23 protein-coding genes and 1 pseudogene are annotated in these 22,445 nt (G+C 65.7%); 13 read left to right on the forward strand and 11 right to left on the reverse strand.

From position 1 onward, the window contains the following. The first annotated feature begins 113 nt into the window (after positions 1-113). The 3 genes from J2Y55_RS12445 (at position 114) to J2Y55_RS12455 (ending at position 3,754) form a co-directional block, all read left to right on the forward strand. Positions 114-1,712: an ABC transporter substrate-binding protein gene (locus tag J2Y55_RS12445; RefSeq protein WP_310153042.1), complete on the forward strand. Its 1,599-nt coding sequence runs from the start codon at positions 114-116 to the stop codon at positions 1,710-1,712. Between the two features lie 186 nt (positions 1,713-1,898). Continuing rightward, positions 1,899-2,840 carry an ABC transporter permease gene (locus J2Y55_RS12450; protein WP_310153045.1) on the forward strand — a complete coding sequence of 314 codons (942 nt, stop codon included), beginning with the start codon at positions 1,899-1,901 and terminating at the stop codon, positions 2,838-2,840. A 77-nt stretch (positions 2,841-2,917) separates the two neighbouring features. After that, positions 2,918-3,754, forward strand: a complete 837-nt coding sequence (locus tag J2Y55_RS12455; RefSeq protein WP_310153353.1) for an ABC transporter permease — start codon at positions 2,918-2,920, stop codon at positions 3,752-3,754. Positions 3,755-3,774: 20 nt separating this feature from the next. Here the strand turns inward: J2Y55_RS12455 and J2Y55_RS12460 are convergent, their stop codons facing one another. Further along, positions 3,775-4,074, reverse strand: a complete 300-nt coding sequence (locus J2Y55_RS12460) for an antibiotic biosynthesis monooxygenase (protein ID WP_310153047.1) — start codon at positions 4,072-4,074, stop codon at positions 3,775-3,777. 73 nt (positions 4,075-4,147) lie between these two features. Further along, a complete protein-coding gene (locus J2Y55_RS12465) occupies positions 4,148-4,354 on the reverse strand; it encodes a hypothetical protein (protein ID WP_310153359.1) in 207 nt (68 codons plus the stop codon). On the opposite strand from J2Y55_RS12465, the pseudogene J2Y55_RS12470 reads away from it, so the two are divergent. From J2Y55_RS12470 to J2Y55_RS12500, 7 genes and pseudogenes are all read left to right on the forward strand, one after another. Next, positions 4,283-5,174: pseudogene (locus J2Y55_RS12470) on the forward strand (N-carbamoyl-D-amino-acid hydrolase). The gene J2Y55_RS12465 and the pseudogene J2Y55_RS12470 overlap by 72 nt on opposite strands. A 4-nt stretch (positions 5,175-5,178) precedes the next feature. Beyond that, positions 5,179-5,610: a WapI family immunity protein gene (locus tag J2Y55_RS12475; RefSeq protein WP_310153051.1), complete on the forward strand. Its 432-nt coding sequence runs from the start codon at positions 5,179-5,181 to the stop codon at positions 5,608-5,610. Further along, on the forward strand, positions 5,600-6,763 hold the full coding sequence (locus J2Y55_RS12480; protein WP_103719827.1) for an amidohydrolase/deacetylase family metallohydrolase: 1,164 nt from the start codon (positions 5,600-5,602) through the stop codon (positions 6,761-6,763). Before J2Y55_RS12475 ends, J2Y55_RS12480 begins: the two co-directional genes overlap by 11 nt. Before the next feature lie 227 nt (positions 6,764-6,990). Beyond that, complete coding sequence (locus tag J2Y55_RS12485; RefSeq protein ID WP_310153059.1) at positions 6,991-7,302, forward strand: hypothetical protein; 312 nt, start codon at positions 6,991-6,993, stop codon at positions 7,300-7,302. A 132-nt stretch (positions 7,303-7,434) separates the two neighbouring features. After that, on the forward strand, positions 7,435-7,932 hold the full coding sequence (locus J2Y55_RS12490; RefSeq protein WP_310153062.1) for a GNAT family N-acetyltransferase: 498 nt from the start codon (positions 7,435-7,437) through the stop codon (positions 7,930-7,932). Next, complete coding sequence (locus J2Y55_RS12495; RefSeq protein WP_310153065.1) at positions 7,929-8,387, forward strand: RidA family protein; 459 nt, start codon at positions 7,929-7,931, stop codon at positions 8,385-8,387. The genes J2Y55_RS12490 and J2Y55_RS12495 overlap by 4 nt, the downstream gene beginning before the upstream one ends. Then, positions 8,384-9,460 carry a D-TA family PLP-dependent enzyme gene (locus J2Y55_RS12500; protein ID WP_310153068.1) on the forward strand — a complete coding sequence of 359 codons (1,077 nt, stop codon included), beginning with the start codon at positions 8,384-8,386 and terminating at the stop codon, positions 9,458-9,460. Before J2Y55_RS12495 ends, J2Y55_RS12500 begins: the two co-directional genes overlap by 4 nt. Positions 9,461-9,514: 54 nt before the next feature. Here the strand turns inward: J2Y55_RS12500 and J2Y55_RS12505 are convergent, their stop codons facing one another. The 3 genes from J2Y55_RS12505 to J2Y55_RS12515 form a co-directional block, all read right to left on the reverse strand. Further along, positions 9,515-10,030 carry a DUF2345 domain-containing protein gene (locus tag J2Y55_RS12505; protein WP_310153071.1) on the reverse strand — a complete coding sequence of 172 codons (516 nt, stop codon included), beginning with the start codon at positions 10,028-10,030 and terminating at the stop codon, positions 9,515-9,517. A 275-nt stretch (positions 10,031-10,305) separates the two neighbouring features. After that, positions 10,306-10,836, reverse strand: coding sequence for a chromate transporter (locus J2Y55_RS12510; protein WP_310153074.1), 531 nt, complete (start codon positions 10,834-10,836; stop codon positions 10,306-10,308). Next, positions 10,833-11,420: a chromate transporter gene (locus J2Y55_RS12515; RefSeq protein ID WP_310153077.1), complete on the reverse strand. Its 588-nt coding sequence runs from the start codon at positions 11,418-11,420 to the stop codon at positions 10,833-10,835. The genes J2Y55_RS12510 and J2Y55_RS12515 overlap by 4 nt, the downstream gene beginning before the upstream one ends. Positions 11,421-11,536: 116 nt before the next feature. On the opposite strand from J2Y55_RS12515, the gene J2Y55_RS12520 reads away from it, so the two are divergent. Beyond that, positions 11,537-12,469, forward strand: a complete 933-nt coding sequence (locus J2Y55_RS12520) for a LysR family transcriptional regulator (protein WP_310153082.1) — start codon at positions 11,537-11,539, stop codon at positions 12,467-12,469. A gap of 180 nt (positions 12,470-12,649) precedes the next feature. Here J2Y55_RS12520 and J2Y55_RS12525 read toward each other — a convergent pair whose 3' ends face one another. The 6 genes from J2Y55_RS12525 to J2Y55_RS12550 all read right to left on the reverse strand — a co-directional run bounded on the left by J2Y55_RS12525 (position 12,650) and on the right by J2Y55_RS12550 (position 19,321). Beyond that, positions 12,650-13,378 (reverse strand): DUF1028 domain-containing protein, encoded by a 729-nt coding sequence (locus J2Y55_RS12525; RefSeq protein ID WP_310153085.1) that lies wholly within the window; start codon positions 13,376-13,378, stop codon positions 12,650-12,652. Positions 13,379-13,391: 13 nt separating this feature from the next. Further along, complete coding sequence (locus tag J2Y55_RS12530) at positions 13,392-15,191, reverse strand: gamma-glutamyltransferase family protein (RefSeq protein WP_310153088.1); 1,800 nt, start codon at positions 15,189-15,191, stop codon at positions 13,392-13,394. Positions 15,192-15,340: 149 nt separating this feature from the next. Then, the gene (locus tag J2Y55_RS12535; RefSeq protein ID WP_310153091.1) at positions 15,341-15,565 is read right to left on the reverse strand and encodes a GIY-YIG nuclease family protein; all 225 of its coding nucleotides are present in this window, start codon (positions 15,563-15,565) and stop codon (positions 15,341-15,343) included. A 213-nt stretch (positions 15,566-15,778) separates the two neighbouring features. Then, positions 15,779-16,669, reverse strand: coding sequence for an ABC transporter permease (locus J2Y55_RS12540; RefSeq protein WP_310153096.1), 891 nt, complete (start codon positions 16,667-16,669; stop codon positions 15,779-15,781). Continuing rightward, positions 16,669-17,613 carry an ABC transporter permease gene (locus J2Y55_RS12545; RefSeq protein WP_310153099.1) on the reverse strand — a complete coding sequence of 315 codons (945 nt, stop codon included), beginning with the start codon at positions 17,611-17,613 and terminating at the stop codon, positions 16,669-16,671. Before J2Y55_RS12545 ends, J2Y55_RS12540 begins: the two co-directional genes overlap by 1 nt. A 202-nt stretch (positions 17,614-17,815) precedes the next feature. Beyond that, positions 17,816-19,321: an ABC transporter substrate-binding protein gene (locus J2Y55_RS12550; RefSeq protein WP_310153102.1), complete on the reverse strand. Its 1,506-nt coding sequence runs from the start codon at positions 19,319-19,321 to the stop codon at positions 17,816-17,818. A gap of 406 nt (positions 19,322-19,727) precedes the next feature. On the opposite strand from J2Y55_RS12550, the gene otnK reads away from it, so the two are divergent. Next, a complete protein-coding gene (gene otnK / locus J2Y55_RS12555) occupies positions 19,728-21,008 on the forward strand; it encodes a 3-oxo-tetronate kinase (RefSeq protein WP_310153105.1) in 1,281 nt (426 codons plus the stop codon). 97 nt (positions 21,009-21,105) lie between these two features. Further along, a complete protein-coding gene (locus J2Y55_RS12560) occupies positions 21,106-22,437 on the forward strand; it encodes a malonyl-CoA decarboxylase (protein ID WP_310153108.1) in 1,332 nt (443 codons plus the stop codon). Positions 22,438-22,445: the final 8 nt, after the last annotated feature.

Here is a 22,445-nt window from a genome sequence, read left to right on the forward strand (position 1 = left end):
GCCCGCCGGCCAAGAAGGGCCGGTCAAGCGTGTTGTCAGGGCAGACGTTTTCTGCCCAAACTCGCGCCAAGGTCGCCCGCGCAGAGGTTGCCGTTTCAGGGGAGAGTGAGTGCATGGACCGCAGGACATTTTTGAAGACCGCCGTGGGGACGGGCGCCCTGGCCGCCTCCGGCGGGCTGGCCATGCCGGCCCTGGCGCAAAGCGCGGCAGCCAAGACCCTGCGCTTCGTGCCGCAGGCCAACCTCGCCAATTTCGATCCCATCTGGGGCACGCAGTATGTCGTGCGTAACGCCGCCGCCCTGGTCTGGGACACGGTCTATGGCATCGATTCGAAGTTTCAGCCGCAGCGCCAGATGGTCGAGTCGGAGACGGTCTCCGCCGATGGACTGGTCTGGACCTTCAAGCTGCGCCCGGGTCTCAAATTCCATGACGGCGCGCCGGTCACCTCCAAGGACGTCGTCCAGAGCCTGAAGCGCTGGCAGGCCCGCGACCCGATGGGCCTGATGATCAAGGCGATCGAGGTCGAGCTCGCCCCGATCGACGACATGAGCTGGAAGTGGACGCTCAACAAGCCTTACCCGAAGATGCTGCTGGCGCTGGGCAAGAACAACGCGCCCTGCACCTTCATCATGCCAGAGCGCATCGCCAAGACCGATCCGTTCACGCAGATCACCGAATATATCGGTTCGGGCCCGATGAAGTTCATGCGCAGCGAATGGGTGCCCGGCGCCAAGGCGGTGTTCGAGAAGTTTGCCGATTACGTGCCGCGCTCGGAGCCGGCTGACTGGCTCGCCGGCGGCAAGAAGATCCTGGTCGACCGGATCGAATGGGTGATCATCCCCGATCCGGCGACGGCTTCGGCCGCCCTGCAGAACGGCGAGGTCGACTGGTGGGAGACCCCGCTGTCGGACCTCGTGCCGGTGCTCAAGGCCAACAAGAACGTTAAGGTCGATATCGGCGATCCGCTCGGCAATATCGGCGCCTTCCGCATGAACCATCTCTTCCCGCCCTTCAACAATGTGAAGGTGCGCCGCGCGGTGCTGACCGCGCTGAACCAGGAAGACTACATGCGCTCGATCGTCGGCGACGACGACAAGCTCTGGAAGAACTTGCCGAGCTATTTCACCCCCGGCACGCCGCTCTACACCGAAGAGGGTGGCGACATCCTGAAGCAGCGCAATGTCGACGCGGCCAAGAAGCTGCTGGCCGAATCCGGCTATAATGGCGAGCCCGTAGTCTGCGTCGTCGCGCAGGACATGGCTGCCACCAAGTCGATGGGCGACGTCACCGCCGAGCTGCTCAAGAGCATCGGCATGAAGGTCGATTTCGTCGCCACCGACTGGGGCACCGTCGGCGCACGCCGGGCCCAGAAGACGCCTCCTGGCCAGGGTGGCTGGAGCATGTTCCACACCTGGCATGCCGGCGCCGACTGCATCAATCCCGCCGCCTACACCGCCATCCGCGCCAATGGCGACAAGGCCTGGTTTGGCTGGCCCAATATCCCGGCTGTCGAGACCGAGGTGACCAACTGGTTCGACGCCAAGGACATGGCCGAGGAGAAGACTGCGATCGCCAAGCTCAACAAGGCTGCGATGGAGGAGGTCGTCTACGCCCCGACCGGCTTCTATCTCGGCTACCAGGCCTGGCGGTCGAATCTCTCCGGCGTCACCAGCGGCCCGCTGCCCTTCTTCTGGGGCGTGTCGAAGGCCTGACGGCAGGGGTAGCCCGTGAGGCTGCCTCGTTCCGGACGCGCGGCAAAGCCGCGCTGGAGCCGGATGGACTTATCGCAGAGTGCCGGCGCTCCCCGGGAGCCCGGCACTCCCCGGCACGTAAGCCGCCGGAATGGCGGCTCGCGTTGCAACAGTTCTGATCGACCATAACCAAGGCTAAGCGCCAGAATGCTCGCTTTCATCGTCAGACGGATCATCACGACCATACCGGTGATGGCTTTCGTCGCCCTGTTCGTCTTCTCGCTGCTTTACATCGCGCCGGGCGACCCCGCTGCGGTGATCGCCGGCGACCAGGCCTCGCCGGCCGATGTCGAGAGGATCCGGGCCAGTCTGGGTCTCGACCGGCCCTATCTCATCCGCTTCGGCGAATGGTTCTACCATGTGCTCCAGGGCGATCTCGGCACCTCGATCTTCACCTCGCTGCCGGTGACGCAGCTCATCGCCCAGCGCATCGAGCCGACGGTCTCGCTGATGCTGCTGACGCTGATCTTCGCGGTCGTCGTCGCCGTGCCGATGGGCGTGATCGCGGCCTGGAAGGCCGGCAGCTGGATCGACCGCTGCGTCGTCGGCTTTGCCGTGTTCGGCTTCTCGGTTCCGGTCTTCGTCGTCGGCTACATGCTCGCCTATGTTTTCGCCCTGAAGCTCGATTGGGTGCCGGTGCAGGGCTATACGCCGATCTCGCAAGGCCTCTGGCCCTGGTTCAAGAACCTGATCCTGCCCTCGATCACGCTCGGCTTCGTCTATATCGCGCTGATCGCGCGCATCACCCGGGCGACCATGCTCGAAGTGTTGCAGCAGGACTATGTCCGCACCGCCAGCGCCAAGGGCGTCGAGCAGCGCAACGTGCTCTTCGTGCACGCGCTCAAGAATGCAGCGGTTCCGGTGATCACCATCATCGGCATCGGCGTGGCGCTCCTGATCGGCGGCGCCGTCGTCACCGAGAGCGTCTTCGCCATTCCAGGCCTGGGGCGGCTGACGCTGGATGCGATCCTGCGACGCGACTACCCGGTGATCCAGGGCGTCGTGCTGATCTTCTCCTTCGTCTACGTCCTGGTGAACCTGCTCGTGGACCTCATCTATACTCTGGTCGATCCGAGGATACGGTATTGACAGCTCAATCCAACACCATTGCCGCACCGCTTGCGGCCCCCGCCGGCAGCGAACCGGTTTCGCCGCCCGACACCGTCTTGTCGCCCAAGAAGCGCTCCTATCTGCGCAAGCATCCTGCCGTCACGGTCGGCGGCGTCCTGCTGCTGCTGATGATCCTGATCGCGATCTTCGCGCCCTTGCTGTGGACCGTCGATCCAACCGCGATCTCGACCTCGCGCCGGACGCGCGTGCCCTCCGAGCTCTACTGGTTCGGCACCGACATGCTCGGGCGCGACATCTATTCGCGTGTCACCTATGGCGCGCGGGTCTCGCTTCTGGTCGGCTTCAGCGTGGCCTTCCTGGCCTCCGTCATCGGGTTGGCGGTCGGCCTCTTCGCCGGCTTCGTGCGCTGGGCCGACGGCATCGTCATGCGCATCATCGACGGCATGATGTCGATCCCGCCGATCCTGCTCGCCATCGCGCTGATGGCGCTGACGCGCGGCTCGGTCCAGAACGTCATCATCGCCATCACCATCGCAGAGATTCCGCGCGTCGCCCGCCTGGTGCGCAGCGTCGTGCTGTCCCTGCGCGAGCAGCCCTATGTCGAGGCGGCGATCTCGCAGGGGGCGCGCGTGCCGCGCATCATCTTCCGCCACATCCTGCCCAATACGGTCGCGCCGATGATGGTGCAGGCGACCTATATCTGCGCCAGCGCCATGATCGTCGAGGCGATCCTGTCCTTCATCGGCGCGGGCGTGCCGCCCTCCACCCCGTCCTGGGGCAACATCATGGCCGAGGGCAGGGCGCTCTGGCAGGTCAGGCCGCATATCATCTTCTTCCCGGCGCTGTTCCTCTCGATCACCGTTCTCGCGGTCAACCTGCTCGGCGACGGCTTGCGCGACTCCCTCGATCCGCGCCTGGCCAAGAGCCTGTGACCGGATCGTCGGTTTGTTGTTCAGGCGACGAGGTCGACGACCTCGTCGCCGGATACCGCATCGGTGACGCCGAGGCCGCCCCCGAGATCCTCCAGCGTGTCGCGGAAGCTGTCGAGCGTGGCGATCATCTCGGCGCGAGCGGCCTTGATCGCCGCAGCGTCAGCCCATTCGCCGATCAGGCAATAGGATCGCTCGCCGGTCTTGATGATGTGTCCCGCGACCAGTCCAGGCCACCGCGCCTTGCCGTCGCGATGGGCTGCGAGGAACTCCTCCTCCCGGCCGGCCTTGATGCGGAAGCGGACGACGTTGAACGTAGTCATGGCTTTCCTCCGTCGCACGAGCGCCAGGCAGCGGGTGCGAGCCGCCTAGGCGGCCAGCAGTGGGATGCTACCCTTACGTTAGGTCGGGTGCAACAAGCGCGGCCGCGATGCGATTTTTTCCGCGCTCCCGCTGAGATGGAAGCGATTGGGCGAAAGCACTGATGCCATGACCCGCATTCTCACCATTGCCGCAGCCCAGCTCGGGCCGATCCAGCGCGACGAAAGCCGCGCCTCGGCGGTTGCCCGCATGATCGAACTGATGCGCCAGGCCAAGGGCCATGGCGCCGATCTCGTGGTTTATCCCGAGGCCGCTGACCGCCTTCTTCCCGCATTGGTGGATCGAGGACGAGGACGAGATCGACAGCTATTTCGAGAGCGCGATGCCCGGCAACGAGACCGCGCCGCTCTTCGCCGAAGCCCAGCGCCTCGGCATCGGCTTCCATCTGGGCTTCTGCGAGCTTGCTTTCGAGGAGGGTCGCAAGCGCCGCTTCAACACCGCGATCCTGGTCGACAAGACCGGCGCGATCATCGGCAAATACCGCAAGATCCATCTGCCCGGCCATCCCGAGCATCGTCCCGACGCGCCGTTCCAGAATCTGGAGAAGCGCTATTTCGAGACCGGCAATCTCGGCTGGCCGGTCTGGCGCGCGATGGATGCCAATCTCGGCATGATGATCTGCAACGACCGGCGCTGGCCCGAGAGCTATCGGTCGATGGGCCTGCAGGATGTCGAGCTGATCGTGCTCGGCTACAACACGCCCAAGCACAACCCGCCGGCCCCCGACCATGACCGGCTCGGCAACTTCCACAACCAGCTCGTAATGCAGGCCGGCGCCTATCAGAACGCGGCTTGGGTCGTCGGCGTCGCCAAGGCGGGGCTGGAGGCCGGCGTCGACCAGATCGGCGGCTCCTGCATCATCGCGCCCACCGGCGAGGTCGTGGCGCAGGCCGTGACCGAGGGCGACGAACTCGTCGTCGCCCGCTGCGACATGGATCTCGGCAAGAGCTACAAGAACTCGACGTTCAACTTCGCCAGGCACCGCGAACCGCAGGCCTATGGGCTCATCGTCGAGCGCAAGGGTGCTGTGGGACCAGTGTGATCTGATGTCGGACGATGAGATCCTGTTGCTCGGCGCAGCATCTGGGGATCATTTGAAACTCGGTCCGATCATCGGAATGGACGCCTGCGGCTATGGGCAAATGACGGTGGTTGCGCAGAGCGGACAGTTCTCGGCAACTCTGATTTGCCAGACGTCGCGCCATGACTTGTCTGCGCTGAAAGAAGCGCTCATTGCGCAACGCGCAAACCCCGCCATGTGTCAGAGTTGGGTGTCGGGCGACGTGGAAGTCGGCCTTGATTTCAGCGGCGATGTTCGTGGGGGAGTCCGTATTGCGGCGAAGGTTGCTGACATCGGAAGCCACGAACGAAGCCTCACATTTAGCCTTGATCTCGATCAGAGCTATCTCTCGAACGCGATCGAACAATTGACGAAGATGATCGCCAAAGCGCCGGAGACCGCATCTCATGACCCATGATCTCATCCTCAAGGGCGGTCGTGTCATCGACCCCTCTCAGAAGCATGACGGCGTGCTCGACGTCGCCTTCACCGACGGCAAGGTCTCCGGCTTCGGCAAGGATCTGAAGGGCGCCAAGGAAATCCGCGACGTCTCCGGCTACATCGTCACGCCGGGCCTGATCGACCTGCACACCCATGTCTATTGGGGCGGCACCTCGCTCGGCATCGACGCCGACGAGTTCTGCCGGGCGTCGGGCGTCACCACCTCGGTCGACACCGGCTCGGCTGGCCCCGGCAACTGGCCCGGTTTCCGCAAGCATGTCATCGAGAGGAGCCAGGCCCGCATCCTGGCCTATCTTCATGTCTCGCATGCCGGCATCTACGGCTTCGATCATCGCGTCATGGTCGGCGAGAGCGGCGATCTGCGCCTGATGAACCCGATCGACGCCGTCGCGGTCGCCGACGCCAACCGCGACCTGATCGTTGGCATCAAGGTCCGCGTCGGCCTGCACGCCTCGGGCGATCAGGGCACGGTGCCGCTCAACATCGCGCTGCAGGTCGCCAACGAGGTCGGCATGCCGTTGATGTGCCATATCGACCATCCGCCTCCGTCCTATGAGGAGGTCGTGAACATGCTGCGGCCGGGCGATGTGCTCACTCACGCCTTCCGCCCCTTCCCGAATGCGCCCTGCACCGCGCAGGGCACGGTCAAGCCCGAGGTGCTGGCGGCCCGCAAGCGCGGCGTCATCTTCGACATCGGCCATGGCAAGGGTTCGTTCTCGTTCAAGACGACGCGCGCCATGCTGGCCAACGGTTTCGAGCCGGATGTGATCTCCTCGGACGTGCACAAGCTCTGCATCGACGGCCCGGCCTATGACCAGGTCACCACCATGTCGAAGTTCCTGCTGATGGGCATGAGCCTGAACAACGTCATCGCCGCCTCGACCGTGAATGCGGCGATGGCGCTGAAGCGCCCCGAATACGGCTCGCTCAAGGTCGGCTCGCTCGGCGACGCGACGATCCTGACCGTCAAGGAAGGCAAGTTCGACTATGCCGACGTCACCGGCGAGCACATGACCGGCGACAGGAAGATCGTCTCCGAGGGCGTGGTGCTGAAGGGCGCCTGGTGGCACCCCAAGCGCACAAACAAGTTCAAGAAGGTCGCAGCCTGAGCACGGGCTCTCGCCGCGGCACATCGAGAGCGTTTGCGCGGAGAAAACGCGTTGAAACAAAGAGCAGGAGCTGTTGAACGATCCAATTGGATCGAAAACGGCTCCAGAGCATTGCGCTCTTTCACATTCGGACAGTTCCGTCCGAATGCGACGTGATCTATGGGTGTAACGTCTCTCGGAGCCGACGGAGGATTCTGATGCCAAGGAATCGAAGTGGCCTTGCTGTCGTGACCCTGTTTCTGTTGTCCACCCCGGCCGGGGCGGACGACCTTGATGTTCTGCAAGGGAAATTTGCGTTCAACTGGCATGCAAATCCTGGTCGCCAGAAATGCGTCAAGGTGGCGGGGCCGTTGTTGACCAGTTTCAAATCGACCGGGTATCGTTGTGATCTGACCGCGCAATCGAATACCTCCTCCGGTGCAAGCGCCCGCACATGCACCGAGGTGAAAGGTCAAAATCCAAAAGAATATCTGGTTTTCGACACGCTGCGAGCCTGCGAGCGCGAGCGGAAGACACAAGAGTCGAATGGCGAAGGTTGATTTCCTCTCTGCGAGGAGAAGGCGCCCTTCGGCCGGACTGCCTGCGTTTTCAGCGCGAGGGCCGTTCTTGCGCCGGTCTGAGTCCGTCTTCGGTGTCGGGTGACCCACCTGTTCCCACCACGCTGGCGGGTGATGGCGCCTGCCGACCTGGCGTCCGTCCTGGCGGTCGCGGCGCAGGTTCATCCCGGTTATCCCGAGGACGAAGCGGTCTTCATCGAGCGCCTCGCGCTGTCCGCGCAAGGCTGCCTCTGCCTGGAGGAGAGCGGTAGCGTCGGCGGCTATGTTGTGAGCCATCCCTGGCTGCTCGGCCAGGTTCCGGCGCTCAACAGCCTGCTCGGTGCGCTGCCCGATCCGGCCGACACCTACTACATCCACGATCTCGCCCTGTTGCCGCAGCTGCGCGGCAGCGGCGCGGCCAACGAAATCCTCGCGCAGCTGGTACGGCATGCGCGCGGATCAGGCTTCGCCAGCATGGCGCTGGCCGCCGTCAACGGCTCGGCCGGCTTCTGGCGGCGTCACGGCTTTCGCGAGACGCATGACGCATCGCTTGATCGCAAGCTCGCGAGCTACGACGATGCGGCCCGCTATATGGTCCGCGATCTTGCGACCGACGAGGGGAAACCAGAATGAGTGCCGAAGACAAGCTGAAGGAGTTGGGACTGACGCTGCCCGACGTGCCGACGCCGGTTGCCACCTATGTCAGCTTCAAGCAGGTCGGCGACCTCGTCTACCTCTCCGGCCAGGGCCCGAAGCGGGCGGACGGCACCTATCCCACCGGCAAGGTCGGCAAGGACGTCACGATCGAGGATGCCTATGAGCACGCCAAGCAGACCGGCCTCGGCCTGCTCGCGGCGATGAAGAAGGCGACTGGCTCGCTCGACAAGGTCGAGGTCGTCAAGCTGCTCGGCATGGTCAACGGCGCGCCGGATTTCGCTGATCAGCCCAAGGTCATCAATGGCTGCTCGGACCTGTTCGTGGCGGTGCTCGGCGAGCGCGGCCGCCATGCCCGCTCGGCCGTGGGCATGGGCTCGCTGCCCAACAACATGACGGTCGAGATCGAAGTGATCATCAAGGTGTTGCCATGACCGCGCTGGCCGAGGAAATCGCCCGCGTCTACGGCACGCCGGCCGTCGTCATCGACCTCGACAAGGTCGAGGCCAATATCGCCCGGCTCCAGGCCGTCTGCGATGCGAAGGGCGTCGCAAACCGCCCCCATATCAAGACGCATAAATCGCCCGAGCTCGCCCGCCTCCAGGTCGAGGCCGGCGCGCGCGGCATCACCTGCCAGAAGCTCGGCGAGGCCGAGATCATGGCCGATGGCGGCATCGACGACATCATGATCAGCTACAACATCCTCGGCGAGGAGAAGCTCGGCCGGCTGGGCGCGCTGCAGCGCCGCGTGCGCATGATCGTCGCGGCCGATAATCCGGTCACCATCGCCGGCCTGCCCAACGCCGCCGAGATCGCGGGCCGCAATCTCGAAGTGGTCGTCGAATGCGACACCGGCCGCAAGCGTGCCGGCGTCGAGACGCCGGGCGAGGCGGTGGAGCTTGCCAAGCTGATCGCGGGCTCCAAGGGCCTGACCTTTGCCGGCTTCTTGATGTATCCGCCCGAAGATGGCTGGGAGCGCACGCAGATCTTCCTCGATACGGCCAATGCCGGCTTGCGCGAGGCGGGGCTGGAGGCCGGCATCGTCTCGACCGGCGGCTCGCCCAACATCCCCAATATCGGCAAGCTCAAGGGCGCGACCGAGCACCGCTCCGGCACCTCGATCTTCAACGACCGCATGCAGGTCGCCGCCGGAGTGGCGACGCTGGAGGATTGCGCGCTTTCAGTCTACGCCACGGTGGTCAGCCGGGCCGGGCCTGAGCGCGGCATCCTCGATTCCGGCTCGAAGACGCTGACCAGCGACACAGGCGGCCTCGACGGCCATGGCTACATCCTCGAATATCCGGCGGCGAAGATCGGGAAATTCGCCGAGGAGCACGGCTTCCTCGACCTCGCCGCTTCGAATGAACGGCCCAATGTCGGCGAGGTCGTGCGCATCATCCCCAATCATGTCTGCGTGGTGGTGAACATGGTCGACCGCTTGATCACCGTGCGCGGCGACAAGCTCATCGGCGAGATGCCGGTGGCGGCGCGCGGCAAGCTCACCTGATCGCGGCGCAAGCTTACTTGATCGCGGCGTTTGTGCATCTGGTCCTGTTGAACCTCAGTTCTGCAGGACCTTCGCGCCTTTGATCACGACATCGCCGCTGCCCTTGACGTCGATCTTGCCGCTGCCCTTGATGTCGATGTCCCGACCTTGGACCTTGATCGAGCCGTCCTTCTTCATGTCGATCTCGGCGTCGCCGGCCTCCAGCGCCACTCGGTCGCCGGCGGCGATGGAGAACGTCTTTCCGACGCTGACATCGACATCCTTCATCAGCGACGCGCTCAGTGTGTAGCCCGCCAGCGAGATGGCGTGAGAGCCTGCGATGGTGATCGCCGCGGCTGCCCTGACATCGAGGGCAGCCGAGGTCTTGAGCGAAAGAGAGGAGCTGGCGCTGATCGTGGTCGCGCCGCCGGAGGTGATCTGCACCGCGCCTCCCGCCGTGATGCTGAGCGAGCCGTCTGTCCGGATCTTCAGGCCGGACGGGCTGACGTCGATGACCTGCCGCAGTGCCTGCAGCTGGGCTTCGAGGCTCGCGATCCTGCGGGCGAGCATGTCGCTTTCGCCAGGTGCCATTGCTCTGTTCCTTCCCCATGCGATGCCCGGCGCGGCGCGTTGGGTGTGCCGGCCGAGACCGCCGGCTCAATCGCGCCAGAGTGGCGGCCGCTTGTCAATCATCCGGATGCGCCGTGTTCCAGGCCGCCGCCTAGAGCCGGATGATTTCAGACGGAGTCACAATGTGACTCCGTCTGAAATCTGAATCCGTCTCTCACCAAGGAGTTAGAGCAGGATCAATGCGAAAAACCGGTTCCCACTTTTTCGCATCCTGCTCTACGGCGGTGCAGAGCTGGTCAGATCTGTCCGATGCCGCTGAGTCCGGCCAGGGCGCCGAAGGCGAGCAGCAGCAGCGGATGCAGGCGCGTCGTCAATGCGGCGATGGCGCAGGCTGCGACGATCGCGGCCAGGATCCATTGATGCGCGGAGGCCTGGGTGATGACCGCTGCGCTCGCCGTGACGAGGCCGACTGTCATCGGCACCAGCCCGGCCTGCACGATGCGGCGCCAGGGCCGGTCCTTGAAGCGCTCCCAGAGCCGCATGGCGATGCCCGTCAGCAGGGATGACGGACCGAACTTCGCCAGCGTGGTGACGAGGACGCCGGGCCAGCTCGCGACATGCCAGCCGACCAGCGGCACGATCATCATGTTAGGTCCCGGCGCAGCCTGGGCGAGGGCGAACATCGCCCCGAATTGCTGCGCCGTCATCCAGTGATGGATCTCGACAACCTGCCTTTGCATCTCCGGCAGGATGGTGTTGCCGCCGCCGAAGGCGAGCAGCGAAAGCTGCGTGAAGATCAGCGCCAGCGCGATCAGGACCGAGCTCATGGGATGGTCTCCCCCTTGTCCAGCGTCCAGCTGGCGAGCACGCTGATCGGCGCCAGGACCAGCATCGTCGCAAGCAGGGGCAAACGCAGGATCGCGATGGCGAGGAAGCAGAGCAGGGCAATCGCGATGGCGAGGGGCTTGCGGCGCAAGGGCAGAGCGATCTTCACCGCCATCGAGACGAGCAGGCCGGCGGCGGCCGCCGCCAGCCCGGCGAAGAGATGGCGGATATGCGGATCGTCCTGGTAGTGGTCGTAGAGGATGCCGAGCCCGATCACGATTGCCGTGGGCGCCGCGATCAGGCCCAGCAGCGCGGCGAGCGCCCCAAGCGGGCCGCGAAATTTCAGGCCGATCGCCACCGACATGTTGATGATGTTCCCGCCCGGCAGGAACTGGCAGAGGCCGAGCAGGTCGGTGAACTCCTTGCCGCTCATCCAGCGGCGCTGCTCGACGACCATGGTCCTGGCCAGCGGCAGGACCCCGCCGAAGCCGATCAGGCCGAGGAAGAGAAAGCCGCTGAAGAGCTGGGCGACGCTCGGCTCCGTGCGGGCGATTTCGGGATCCGCGAGGCTCGTTGGCGTGCTCATCGTCTGTTCCAGGCCGTCCACCGATGCTGAACGGGACGGCCGGGCATCCATATGCTTTCAAGGACCGTGCGTCTAATATATGAAATACCCATGATCCATACTTACAGAATATGGCCATGATCGAGCTGCGCCATTTCCGCTATTTCGTTGCGGTCGCCGAAGAAGGCCATGTGACCCGGGCTGCCGCGCGCCTCGGAATTCAGCAGCCGCCGCTCAGCCAGCAGATCCACGCGCTGGAGAAGGAGGTCGGTGCGCAATTGTTCCGCCGCCTGCCGCGCGGCGTCGAGCTCACCGATGCCGGCCGCACGCTGTTGGAGAAGGCGAGGCTGGTCCTCTCCGATGTGGATCTGGCGCTCGATGCCGCGCGGCGTACGGCGCGCGGCGAGCAGGGCGGGCTCGTCATCGGCTTCACCAGCTCGGCTGCGTTTCATCCGCTGGTGGCGTCGGTGGTGCGCTTGCTGCGCCAGACCGTGCCGGGCGTCACCCTGGCGCTGCGCGAGGGCAATACCAGCGACCTGATCGGCGAGTTGCGCTCCGAGCGCCTCGATGCGGCTTTCGTCCGCTCGCCGGTCGAGCGCCCGGTCGGGCTTGTGGTCGAGCCGCTGCTGGCCGAGGAGATGCTGGTTGCGCTGCCCGACCAGCACGCGATCGCGGAACGCCTCGCAAGGCGCGCGCGCGGGGGGACGCTGGAGGGGCGCATTGCTCTGGTCGAACTGGCTGAGGAGACCTTCATCCTCTATCGCCGCCCCTCGGGCCCGGGCCTCTATGACAGCATCATCGCCGCCTGCCGCGCCGCCGGGTTCAGCCCCCGGATCGGCCAGGAAGCGCCGCAAATGGTGTCGACGCTGAGCCTCGTCGCTGCCGGACTGGGCGTCTCGATCATTCCCGCATCGATGGCGCGCCTCGAGACGAACGGCATCGCTTATGCCCGCCTCGATGACCTGCCCAAACTGACCGCGCCGCTGCACCTGGCCTATCGCGAGGAAAAGCCGTCCGGCGCGCTGGAGCGCTTCATCGACTGCGTCAGGAGCAGCGGCGATGTGATCTAGGTTTCAGTACCTTCCAAGCCGTCATTGCGAGCACAGCGAAGCAATCCAGGGGGACGTCGAGCTCTGCCGCTGCTGGATTGCTTCGTCGCTTTGCTCCTCGCAATGGCGGTGCGGGTCAGGCTTAAATCAGCTCCCGGAGCCTTGCGCGAAAAACGTGATCGAGCGCCGGCCGGGCCGGTCTCACCCCTCCGGATGCCGCGCGTTCCAGGCCGCCGCATAATCGGTGCAGAGCCGGTCGAGCTCGGCGCGGTCGGTGACGCCGGCTGGCCGGGCGCGCGAAGGCGAGGCCTGCTGGAAGGGCACATAGCGCTGATGCGCGATGCGCCAGAGCCGGCGTAATTCGGCGAGCGGATCGGCATGGTCGTCGACGCGGATGTCGAAGCTCGGCATCGGCTCGCCCGCCCAGATGCGGATGGCGCAGGATTGCCGCCCGCGCTTGTCGCCGCCGGCCTTCTCGCCGGCCTCGAGCGCGACCAGCAGGCGTTCGTCGAAATCGAGCGCCGAGGCCGCGATATAGGCCTTCAGCGTCTCCTCGACCACTTCCGGCCCGGCCAGCATGTTGCCGGCGACGGAGATCTGCGGCCCGTGCACCGCCCCGCACCAGTCGATGCAGGCTGAGCCGGTATGGGCCGCGATCTTGCCCTCGCGATCGATCAGATGAAGCTGGCGATGCGCGCGGCCGTCATCGGCGGCCGTCAGCGTCGCGATGATCTCGACGGCGGAGCGGCCCTCCTGCAGCAGCCTGAGGCCGTCGACCCCGTAGAGCGGGTTGACGAAGGCCTGGGTCGCGATCGCCCCGATGCGCCCGCCGCCATAGGGCACGCGCGAACCCACGGCGAAGGCGCAGGTCGAGACGGCGACGCCATAGGCGCCGGTGGCGGCGTCACGGGCGACGATGGACCATGTCATGCGTGCAGCCCCTTCAGCGTCCGGCAGCGTAGGCTTGCATCAGACGCGGGGTGGCCGCCGCGCGCAAGAGGCCGTTGCGGCTCTTCTCGGCTGCGGTCAGGCGTCCGACCGTCCAGGCCGGGGCGCGCTCCAAGGCGTGGCCACGCCGGACGAGATCGGCGAGCGCCGCCTCGCCGATGCTCTCCTCGACCATCAGATGTCCCGGCCGCGCCTCGCGCGGATAGAAGGAGGATGGGAAGTGCTGGGTGTGGAACAGCGGCAGGTCGATCGCCTCCTGCAGGTTGAGGCCGTGATGCACCCGGCGCAGGAACATGCCGAGCTGCCACTGCTCCTGTTGGTCGCCGCCCGGCGTGCCGAAGACGAGGCGCGGTTCGCCATTCTCGAAGGCGAGCGTCGGCGTCAGCGTCGTGCGCGGCCGCTTGAACGGGGCGAGCGAGGCCGGCAGCCCTTCCTCCAGCCAGAACGCCTGCGCCCGCGAATTCAGCGGGAAGCCGAGAGAAGGGATCACCGGTGAGGATTGCAGCCAGCCGCCCGAAGGCGTCGCCGCGATCATGTTGCCCCATTTGTCGATGACGTCGATATGGACGGTGTCGCCGCGCCGCCCGGCTGCGACCATCGAGGCCATGGTCGGCTCGCCGACACTGGCGCCGCCCATGCCCGACTGGCCGGCGATGCGGACGCCGGCGAGCATGCGCCCGACCTGCTCCTCGTATCCGGGTACCGTGCCGGGCCGCAATTCATGCGAGGCCTGCTCGCCGATCAGCTTGCGCCGGCCGCTGGCATAATCCTCGGAGAGCAGCGTCGCGAGCGGCACGGTCACGAAATCCGGGTCGCCGTAATAGGCCTCGCGGTCGGCGAAGCCGAGCTTCATCGCCTCCGTGACATGGTGGACGAATTCCGGGCTCGTCGGCCCCATCCCGGCGATATCGAGGCCCTCCAGGATCTTCAGCGTCTGCAGGAAGACCGGACCCTGACCCCAGGGACCGATCTTGAAGACCTCCCAGCCATGATAGGTCACTGATGCCGGCGTCTCGTAGCTCGGCTGCCAGCGCGCCATGTCGTCGGCGGTGAGCAGGCCTTTATGGCGGCGGCCTGACGAATCCATCGCCTCCGTCGTGCGGCAGAACTTGTCCATCGCCTCGGCGACGAAGCCCTTGTACCAGGCGTCATAGGCCGCCTGGATCTGCTCCTGCCGGTCCGAGCCGGCGGCTTCCGCCTCGCTCAGGAGGCGCTTATAGGTGTCGGCGGCGGCCTGGTTGCGGAAGAGCTCCTTGGCCTTGGGCACATTGCCGCCGGGCAGATAGACCGCGCCCGATGTCGGCCATTCCCCGGTGAAGAGCTCGGTCAGTTCCGCGATCGAGTGCGAGACGCGCGGCAGCATCGGGTGGCCGTTCTCGAAATAGCCGATCGCCGGTTCGAGCACCTCGCGCAGCGTCAGGCGGCCATGGTCGCGCAGCAGCGTCATCCAGCCGCCGAAGGCGCCGGGCACCACTGTGGAGAGCAGGCCCGAGCCCGGGATCAGGTCGAGCCCGAGCGCCTTGAAGGCCTCGATCGTCGCAGCCTCGGGAGCGGGCCCCTGGGCGCAGAGAACCTCGACCTTCTTCTTTTCGGCCGAATAGAACACCGCCGGCATGTCGCCGGCCGGGCCGACGAGATGCGGCTCCACCACCTGCAGCACGAAGGCGGCCGCCGCGCAGGCGTCGAAGGCGTTGCCGCCCTTTTCCAGCATCGCCATGCCCGAGGCGGTGGCAAGCCAGTGCGTCGAGGTGACGACACCGAAGGTGCCGAGGATTTCGGGGCGGGTGGTGAACATGAGGGTATCCAATATGTCGGTTATGAGGATGGCCGGGTAACTCGGGATATCAATCTCTCAGCCCTCATCCTGAGGAGCCGCGAAGCGGCGTCTCGAAGGATGCTCCAGTAGGTGTGGATAGCGCCCATGCTGCTGAAGGCCTGAGCGGATCATGTCTTGCGCCTGGCAAGTTCGGGCAGTTTCTCCCACTGGCCGTCGATCATGACTTGCTTCTTTCGGCGAGACCAACCCTTGACGCGACGTTCCATCGCGATCGCGTCGGTGATGCTGGGAAAGTGTTCGGCAAAAACGAGGGTGACCGGACGACGCTTGAATGTGTAGCTCTCCGGGAACATGCCCGCATTGTGCTGGCCGATGCGGGTTTCAACATCCATGCGAGTCGTGCCCGTGTAAAAGCTGCCGTCGCTGCATTTCGCGATATAGAGCCAACATCCGTCATGTTGTCGCATTGGCTCACCCGGGTTCGACCACTCGGCGGTCCTGCGATGATACCGCTGACCGAGCCTTCTGGAGCATCCTTCGAGACGCCGCTGCGCGGCTCCTCAGGATGAGGGCTGAGGGGAAGAGAGGTGAGTGGTTGAGCCACATCACCCCTCCTTCGGATCGAGCGCGTCGCGCAGGCCGTCGCCGAGCAGGTTGAAGCCGAGCACGGCCAGGAAGATGGCGATGCCGGGCGCGACCGACATCCAGGGCGCCTGCTCCATGAAGTTCTTGGCGACGTTCAGCATCTGGCCCCAGGAGGGCGAGGGCGGCTGCTGGCCGAGGCCGAGGAAGGAGAGCGAGGCTTCCAGGATGATCGCCTGCGCCATGAACAATGTCGACTGCACCACGATGGGCGACATCGTGTTGGGCAGCACATGCACGAACATGATGCGCAGGTCGCGCGCGCCCACGGCCCGCGCCCCTTCGACGAAATCCTCGGCCTTCACACTCATCACCTGCCCCCGCACCAGCCGGATGAAGATCGGCACGGCGGAGAGGCCGATCGCGATCATCGCATTGGTCAGCGAGGGGCCAAGGATTGCGGCAAAGGCGATCGCCAGGATCAGGAAGGGGCAGGCGAGCATCGCTTCGGTCACGCGCGAGATCGCGATGTCGATCCAGCCGCCATACCAGCCCGAGAGCAGGCCGAAGGGGATGCCGATGGCGAGCGCGATCAGGACCGAGACGATGCCGGCGAGCAGCGAGGTCTGCGCCCCGTAGAACAGGCGCGAGACCTGATCGCGGCCAAGCTCGTCCGTGCCGAACCAGTGGAGCTCCGAGGGCGGCTTGCGGATGGCGAGGAAGTTCGACTTCAGCGGGTCGGCGAGCGGCAGCAGCGGAGCGAGCACAGCCATCAGCACAAAGACGAGCACGATCGCGCCGCCGATCAGCGCCGAGCGGTTGCGCAGGAGCTTGGCGAGCGCGCTGCGGCGCGGGCGCGGAGCGGGCTCGATGGGGCTCGCTTGCGTAGCCGTTTCGAGGATCACATCCGCCATCAGCCGCTCCTCAGGCGCGGGTTGACGAGGACATAGAGCACATCGGCCAGGAGGTTCATCAGGATGAAGCCGATCGCGGTGCAGAGCACGACGCCCTGGACCACGCCATAGTCGCGGTTGAACACGGCGTCGATGATCAGCTTGCCGAAGCCTGGAATGGTGAAGACCTGTTCGGTCAAAACCGCACCGGCCAGCAATTCGCCGAAGAGCAGCGTCGAGAGCGTGATGATCGGCACCAGCGCATTGCGCAGCGCATGCCGGTTCACCACCGTGTCCTCGTCGAGGCCCTTGGCGCGGGCGGTGCGGACATAGTCGGAGCGCAGCACCTCCAGCATCGCCGAGCGGGTATGGCGCATGATGAAGGCCGCGAGCCCGCCGCCGAGCACGAAGGCCGGCATGATCAGGCGCTCGATCGAGGCTTTCGGATCGACGAAGATCGATTCGAAGCCCGAGGCCGGCAGCCATTTCAATTCGACCGAGACCACCAGGATCAGCATGATCCCGAGCCAGAAATGCGGGATCGACAGGCCAAACAGGGCAACCGCGCTCGCCGTGTAGTCGGCCAGCGTGTCCTTGCGCCGCGCCGCGATGATGCCCGCCGGCAGGCCGATGCCGACCGCGACGATCATCGAGGCGACGGCGAGCTGCACGGTGACGCCGAGCTTCTGCCAGATCAGCCCGAGCACCGGCTCGCCGGTGCGCAGCGAGCGGCCGAAATCGCCCTGCACGACCTGGCCGAGCCAGGCGAAGAACTGCACCACGACCGGATCGTCGAGCCGGTAGAGATGGCGCAGTCTCGCTATCACCTCCGGGTCGCGCTCCTCGCCGGCGATCACGAGGAACGGATCGCCCGGCAGCGCCCGCTGCAGCGCGAACACGAAGAGCGAGACCAGGAACAGCGTCGGCAGCGCAATCAGGACGCGGCGGCCGATCAGCGCGAGCATGGTGCGCCGCCCGATTGGACTGGAGGATGAGCCGCCACGTCATTGCGAGGAGCGAAAGCGACGACGCAATCCAGGGGGAGGTAGAGCTCTTCAGCCCCTGGATTGCTTCGCGGAGCCTGTCCTCGGGCTTGCCGAAGGCAAGATCCGGGTGCTCGCAATGACGACATGGTCCGGTCCGGTCGCAGAAAGCGTCTCGCCGGTCTCACTGCCGCTTCAGCCCCGACAGCCGGATCATCCCGTCGGGGTTGATCACGAAGCCCTGGAGGTTCGAGCGCATCGCGAAAAAGACCGTCTGGTTATAGAGATAGATGATCGGCAATTCGTCCTCGAGGATCGTCTGGGCGGCGTCGTAGCGCTTCTTGCGCTCGGCGACGTCGTAGACGGTGCGGGCCTCGTCGAGCAGCCGGTCGACCTCGGCGTTGGAGTACTTTCCGTCGTTCTGGTTGCCCTTGGTGGTCACGAACTGGTGGATGTTGCCGTCCGGGTCGATGCGGCCCGACCAGCCGATGCGGCTCATCTGGAACTTGCCCTGCTGCTGGTCGCGGAGCTGGCTGGCGAACTCCGTCGAGCGGATCTGCACGTCGATGCCGGCCTCCTGCGCCATCGCCTGGACGACCTGGCCGAGCTGGGCGTCGACCGGGTTGTTGGTGACGAAGAGTTCGACCGAGACCTTCGACAGCCCGGCCTCCTTGAGCAGCGCCTTGGCCTTGGCGACGTCGCGGGCCGGCACCGGGAACTCGGCGCTGACATAGGGGTTGCCGGGGTTGAAGGGCTGGACCATCGGCTCATAGAGCCCCTCGAACACGACCTGGCTCAGCACCTTGCGGTCGATCGACAGCGAGAGCGCCTGGCGCACGCGCTTGTCCTTGCCCATCGGCTGGTTGGCGGCCTCGCCATTGCCGGTGTTGATGGTGATGCCCTGGTAGCCGAGATTGGCGGTGCTCGCGACCTTGAGCGTTTTGTCGGCTTGCGCCGACTTCACATCGGTCGGCGCGAGCCGCTCGAGGATGTCCAGTTCGCCGGCGCGCAGATTTGCCAGCCGCACCGTGGTGTCGGGGATCGAGCGATAGATGATGCGGTCGAAATGGTAATTCGCCGCCTCCCAATGCTCCTTGAACTTCTCCAGCACGATGCGGTCGTTCTGCACGCGTTCGACGAATTTATAGGGGCCGGAGCAGACCGGCTTGGCGGCGACGTCGCCGCTCAGGCTCTTGGGCGCCAGCATCATGCCGGCGCGGTCCGTGAGCTGCGCCAGGAGCGTTGCGTCAGGGCGCTTCAGCTTCATCACGATGGTCGAGGCGTCGGGCGTCTCGATGCTGTCGACCGAGGCGAGCTCGGATTTGCGCAGCGAGTCGGGCAGGGTCCGGGCGCGTTCGAGATTGGCCTTGGCGGCCTCCGCGTTGAAGACGTCGCCATCATGGAATTTCGCGTCGGTCCTGAGCTTCATCGTCAGCGTCAGCCCGTCCGCCGAGAAGCTCCACTCGGTCGCGAGCCTCGGCACCAGCTTCAATTCGGGCGTGATGTCGAGCAGCTTGTCGCAGAGCCCCTTGAAGACGATGCGGCCGACGAAGGTGCGCGCCTTGTGCGGGTCGAGCATGTCGGGGTCTTCCTGCAGCCCGACGCGCAGGGTCGAAGGCGCCTGCGCCGCGACAGGGAGCGCCGCCAGCGCCAGCAGGCCGGCCGAGGCCAAGGTGGTCAGGAGCTTCATGCGGTGGTCCCCTCTCTCGTCTCGTTCGGTCTATGTCTTGTTCGGTCTCATGGCATCGCTCTCCCGTTCCGTCGCGAGCCGGGTTCTGATGACCCTTGCATCGCGTCTGTGGTGAACGGCAGCGGCGCCTGATTTCGTTCCACTCGGTACTAGGCTGGCGCAATTTCGTCGCGGCGTCGATGGCTATCCTGTCGCCCGTGCCGCAATCCTGCATGCTTTCGCAGCGCGTCCTTGCATGCAAGTTGACGGCCAAGGAAGCTGCCAAGGAACCAGCCATGTCGTGGACACGCCATGCGTCCGCATCTGTCGTCGGAGCCGCGATCTCTGGTAACAACACGGCAAGGATGGCGCGAAGCGCACCATGGTGTGACTTACCATGTTGTAATCTGGGAATGGAACGAAGCCGATGCTGCTGGGTGTGATCGCCGACGACATGACGGGCGCGACCGATGTCGCGCTGATGCTGAACCGCGCCGGCATGCGCACCGTCCAGGTCATCGGCGCGCCAAGCACCGGGACATCAAGCGCCGGCGCGTCGCTTCCCGATGCCGATGCGGTCGTCGTCGCACTGAAATCGCGCACCAACCCGGTCGCTGAGGCGGTGGCGGATTCGCTTGCCGCCTGCGAGGCGCTGCTGGCTGCAGGCGCAAAGCAGATCCTGTTCAAATACTGCTCGACCTTCGATTCGACGGCTGAGGGCAATATCGGCCCGGTCGCGGATGCGCTGATGCGGCGGCTCGGCGCGGAGATGGCGATCATCTGCCCGGCCTTCCCCGCCAATGGCCGCTCGATCTACCAGGGTTATCTCTTCGTCGGCGCGGTGCCGCTGCATGAAAGCTCGATGAAGGACCACCCGCTGACGCCGATGCGCGATTCGAACCTGATGCGGTTGATGGGCGCGCAGACCAAGGCGCCGGTCGGCCATGTCGGCTATGCCACGGTGCTGGCGGGTGCCGAGGCGGTGAAGGCGCGTTTCGCCGCGCTGGCGGGGGAGGGCGCGCGCTATGTCGTCACGGATGCACTGACCAATGACGACCTGATGGTGCTGGGTGAGGCTGTTGCCGGCCATGTCCTGCTGACCGGCGGCTCCGGTATCGCGATGGGCCTGCCGCAGAATTTCCGCGAGGCCGGGCTGCTGCGGCAGCGCGCCGCGCCTGTGAGCCTGAGCGCGCCGAAGGGCCGCGCGGGCATTATCTCCGGCAGCTGCTCGACGGCGACGCGCGGGCAGATCAAGGTGGCGGTCGCGGCGGGCTTCCCCGCTTTGAAGGTCGACCCGCTGGCGCTGGCCGCCGGCACCCAGACCGCGGCGCAGCTTGCCGCCTGGGCGCTGGCGCAGCCGCAGGACAAGCCTTTCCTGCTCTATTCCAGCGATGATCCGGCCGAGGTCGCCGCGATCCAGGACAAGCTCGGCCGCGACAAAGCGGGCGAGACGGTGGAGCATGCCTTCGCCGAGACCGCGCGGCTCCTCGCCGCTGGCGGCGTCTCCAAGCTGCTCGTCGCCGGTGGCGAGACCTCTGGGGCCGTCGTCCAGGGACTCGGCATCGGGACGCTGGAGATCGGTCCCGAGATCGATCCGGGAGTGCCCTGGACGCGCGTCGTCGCCGGACCCGATCTCGTGATCGCGCTGAAATCCGGCAATTTCGGCACGCCAGACTTCTTCCTCAAGGCCTGGGCCTTGCTGGATTGAGGGTTTCGATCCGATTTTGGAGCGGCAGCTTTCCCGGCGCGCGGTTCCGGTCCCGCGAAACTCGTATAGGATGCCTGGCGTTCAACTGGAGGTCCGCATGGACATGGCGTTTCTCGGAGACCTTCTGACCAGCGTGGCGGATCGCGGCCGGGCGCTGATCGGCTTCGAACGCTTTGCCGGGCGCAACCGGCCGATCGACCGGCTCTGCGAGGATCTGCTCTCGGGGCGCGGCGAAGCCTCGGGCATGGCGCTGGCGCAGGCTGTCCTGAACGCCTGGGAAGGGCTCGACCGGCAGGGCCGGCAGGCCTTCTTCATGATGCTCCAGGAGCGTTTCGGGCCGGATCAGGAGCGCTTGGGCAAAGCGATCGAGGCCTATCGCAAGGAGCCCGGCACGGCTGCGATCGCTGCCCTGCATTTCGCCTCCGAACCACGCCGGCAGGAATTGCTGCGCCGGCTCAACCTCGCGCCCGACGGCACGCATGTTCTGGTGCGGATGCGCGAGGCGCTGTTCGAGGCGATGGAGGCCGAGCCCGAGCTCAAGGCCGTCGACAGCGATTTCCGCCACCTCTTCGGCTCCTGGTTCAACCGCGGCTTCCTGGTCCTGCGCCGGATCGACTGGCGCAGCCCCGCCAACGTCCTGGAAAAGATCATCCGCTACGAGGCGGTGCATGAGATCCAGGGCTGGGACGATCTGCGCCGCAGGCTGGAGCCGGCCGACCGGCGCTGCTTCGCCTTCTTCCATCCGCAGCTCGTCGACGAGCCGTTGATCTTCGTAGAGGTCGCGCTGACCGGTGCGATTCCGCACAGCATCGGCGAACTCCTGAGCGGCGAGCGCGAGGTGCTGTCCGCCCAGGCGGCGACGACGGCGGTGTTCTATTCGATCTCGAACTGCCAGGAGGGGCTGCGCGGCATCTCCTTCGGCAACTTCCTGATCAAGCAGGTGGCCGAGGACCTGAAGCGCGAATTGCCGGGGCTCGACACCTTCGTCACACTCTCGCCGGTGCCGGGTTTCGCGCGCTGGCTCGACGGCATCATTGCCGATCCCGGAGATTTCCACCTGAGCAATGAGGAACGCTCGGAGCTCGCGCGCCCGGCCAGCGAGACGGGCCTGCTCGACGATCCGGCCAAGGCAAGGCGCGACAAGCTGCTTGGCCAGATGGCGGCGCAATATCTGCTGCGGGCCCGCACGGCCTCGGGACGGGTCATCGATCCCGTCGCGCGCTTCCATCTCGGCAATGGCGCCAGGCTGGAGCGCATCAATGTCGGCGGCAACCTCTCGGCGCGCGGCTTGCGCGAAGCCCATGGCGTGATGGTCAATTATCGCTATGACCTCGACGATATCGAGACCAACCACGAAGCCTTCGCCACCCGCAACACGGTCGTCGCCTCCCCGGGCGTGCGCAAGCTGCTGCGGCCGGCCGCAAACTGAATTCCGAC

This window comes from Allobosea sp. BE125, assembly GCF_031456075.1.
In the GTDB taxonomy this organism is placed as follows: Bacteria; Pseudomonadota; Alphaproteobacteria; order Rhizobiales; family Beijerinckiaceae; genus Allobosea.

Bases quoted from the DNA above. Each gene is read 5' to 3' on its own strand.
- J2Y55_RS12445 (WP_310153042.1), top strand. From the start codon at position 114: ATGGACCGCAGGACATTTTTGAAGACCGCCGTGGGGACGGGCGCCCTG.
- J2Y55_RS12450 (WP_310153045.1), top strand. From the start codon at position 1,899: ATGCTCGCTTTCATCGTCAGACGGATCATCACGACCATACCGGTGATG.
- J2Y55_RS12460 (WP_310153047.1), bottom strand. From the start codon at position 4,074: ATGACTACGTTCAACGTCGTCCGCTTCCGCATCAAGGCCGGCCGGGAG.
- J2Y55_RS12465 (WP_310153359.1), bottom strand. From the start codon at position 4,354: ATGGCCCTTGGCCTGGCGCATCAGTTCGATCATGCGGGCAACCGCCGA.
- J2Y55_RS12475 (WP_310153051.1), top strand. From the start codon at position 5,179: ATGTCGGACGATGAGATCCTGTTGCTCGGCGCAGCATCTGGGGATCAT.
- J2Y55_RS12480 (WP_103719827.1), top strand. From the start codon at position 5,600: ATGACCCATGATCTCATCCTCAAGGGCGGTCGTGTCATCGACCCCTCT.
- J2Y55_RS12490 (WP_310153062.1), top strand. From the start codon at position 7,435: ATGGCGCCTGCCGACCTGGCGTCCGTCCTGGCGGTCGCGGCGCAGGTT.
- J2Y55_RS12495 (WP_310153065.1), top strand. From the start codon at position 7,929: ATGAGTGCCGAAGACAAGCTGAAGGAGTTGGGACTGACGCTGCCCGAC.
- J2Y55_RS12500 (WP_310153068.1), top strand. From the start codon at position 8,384: ATGACCGCGCTGGCCGAGGAAATCGCCCGCGTCTACGGCACGCCGGCC.
- J2Y55_RS12505 (WP_310153071.1), bottom strand. From the start codon at position 10,030: ATGGCACCTGGCGAAAGCGACATGCTCGCCCGCAGGATCGCGAGCCTC.
- J2Y55_RS12510 (WP_310153074.1), bottom strand. From the start codon at position 10,836: ATGAGCTCGGTCCTGATCGCGCTGGCGCTGATCTTCACGCAGCTTTCG.
- J2Y55_RS12515 (WP_310153077.1), bottom strand. From the start codon at position 11,420: ATGAGCACGCCAACGAGCCTCGCGGATCCCGAAATCGCCCGCACGGAG.
- J2Y55_RS12520 (WP_310153082.1), top strand. From the start codon at position 11,537: ATGATCGAGCTGCGCCATTTCCGCTATTTCGTTGCGGTCGCCGAAGAA.
- J2Y55_RS12525 (WP_310153085.1), bottom strand. From the start codon at position 13,378: ATGACATGGTCCATCGTCGCCCGTGACGCCGCCACCGGCGCCTATGGC.
- J2Y55_RS12530 (WP_310153088.1), bottom strand. From the start codon at position 15,191: ATGTTCACCACCCGCCCCGAAATCCTCGGCACCTTCGGTGTCGTCACC.
- J2Y55_RS12535 (WP_310153091.1), bottom strand. From the start codon at position 15,565: ATGGATGTTGAAACCCGCATCGGCCAGCACAATGCGGGCATGTTCCCG.
- J2Y55_RS12540 (WP_310153096.1), bottom strand. From the start codon at position 16,669: ATGGCGGATGTGATCCTCGAAACGGCTACGCAAGCGAGCCCCATCGAG.
- J2Y55_RS12545 (WP_310153099.1), bottom strand. From the start codon at position 17,613: ATGCTCGCGCTGATCGGCCGCCGCGTCCTGATTGCGCTGCCGACGCTG.
- J2Y55_RS12550 (WP_310153102.1), bottom strand. From the start codon at position 19,321: ATGAAGCTCCTGACCACCTTGGCCTCGGCCGGCCTGCTGGCGCTGGCG.
- otnK (WP_310153105.1), top strand. From the start codon at position 19,728: ATGCTGCTGGGTGTGATCGCCGACGACATGACGGGCGCGACCGATGTC.
- J2Y55_RS12560 (WP_310153108.1), top strand. From the start codon at position 21,106: ATGGACATGGCGTTTCTCGGAGACCTTCTGACCAGCGTGGCGGATCGC.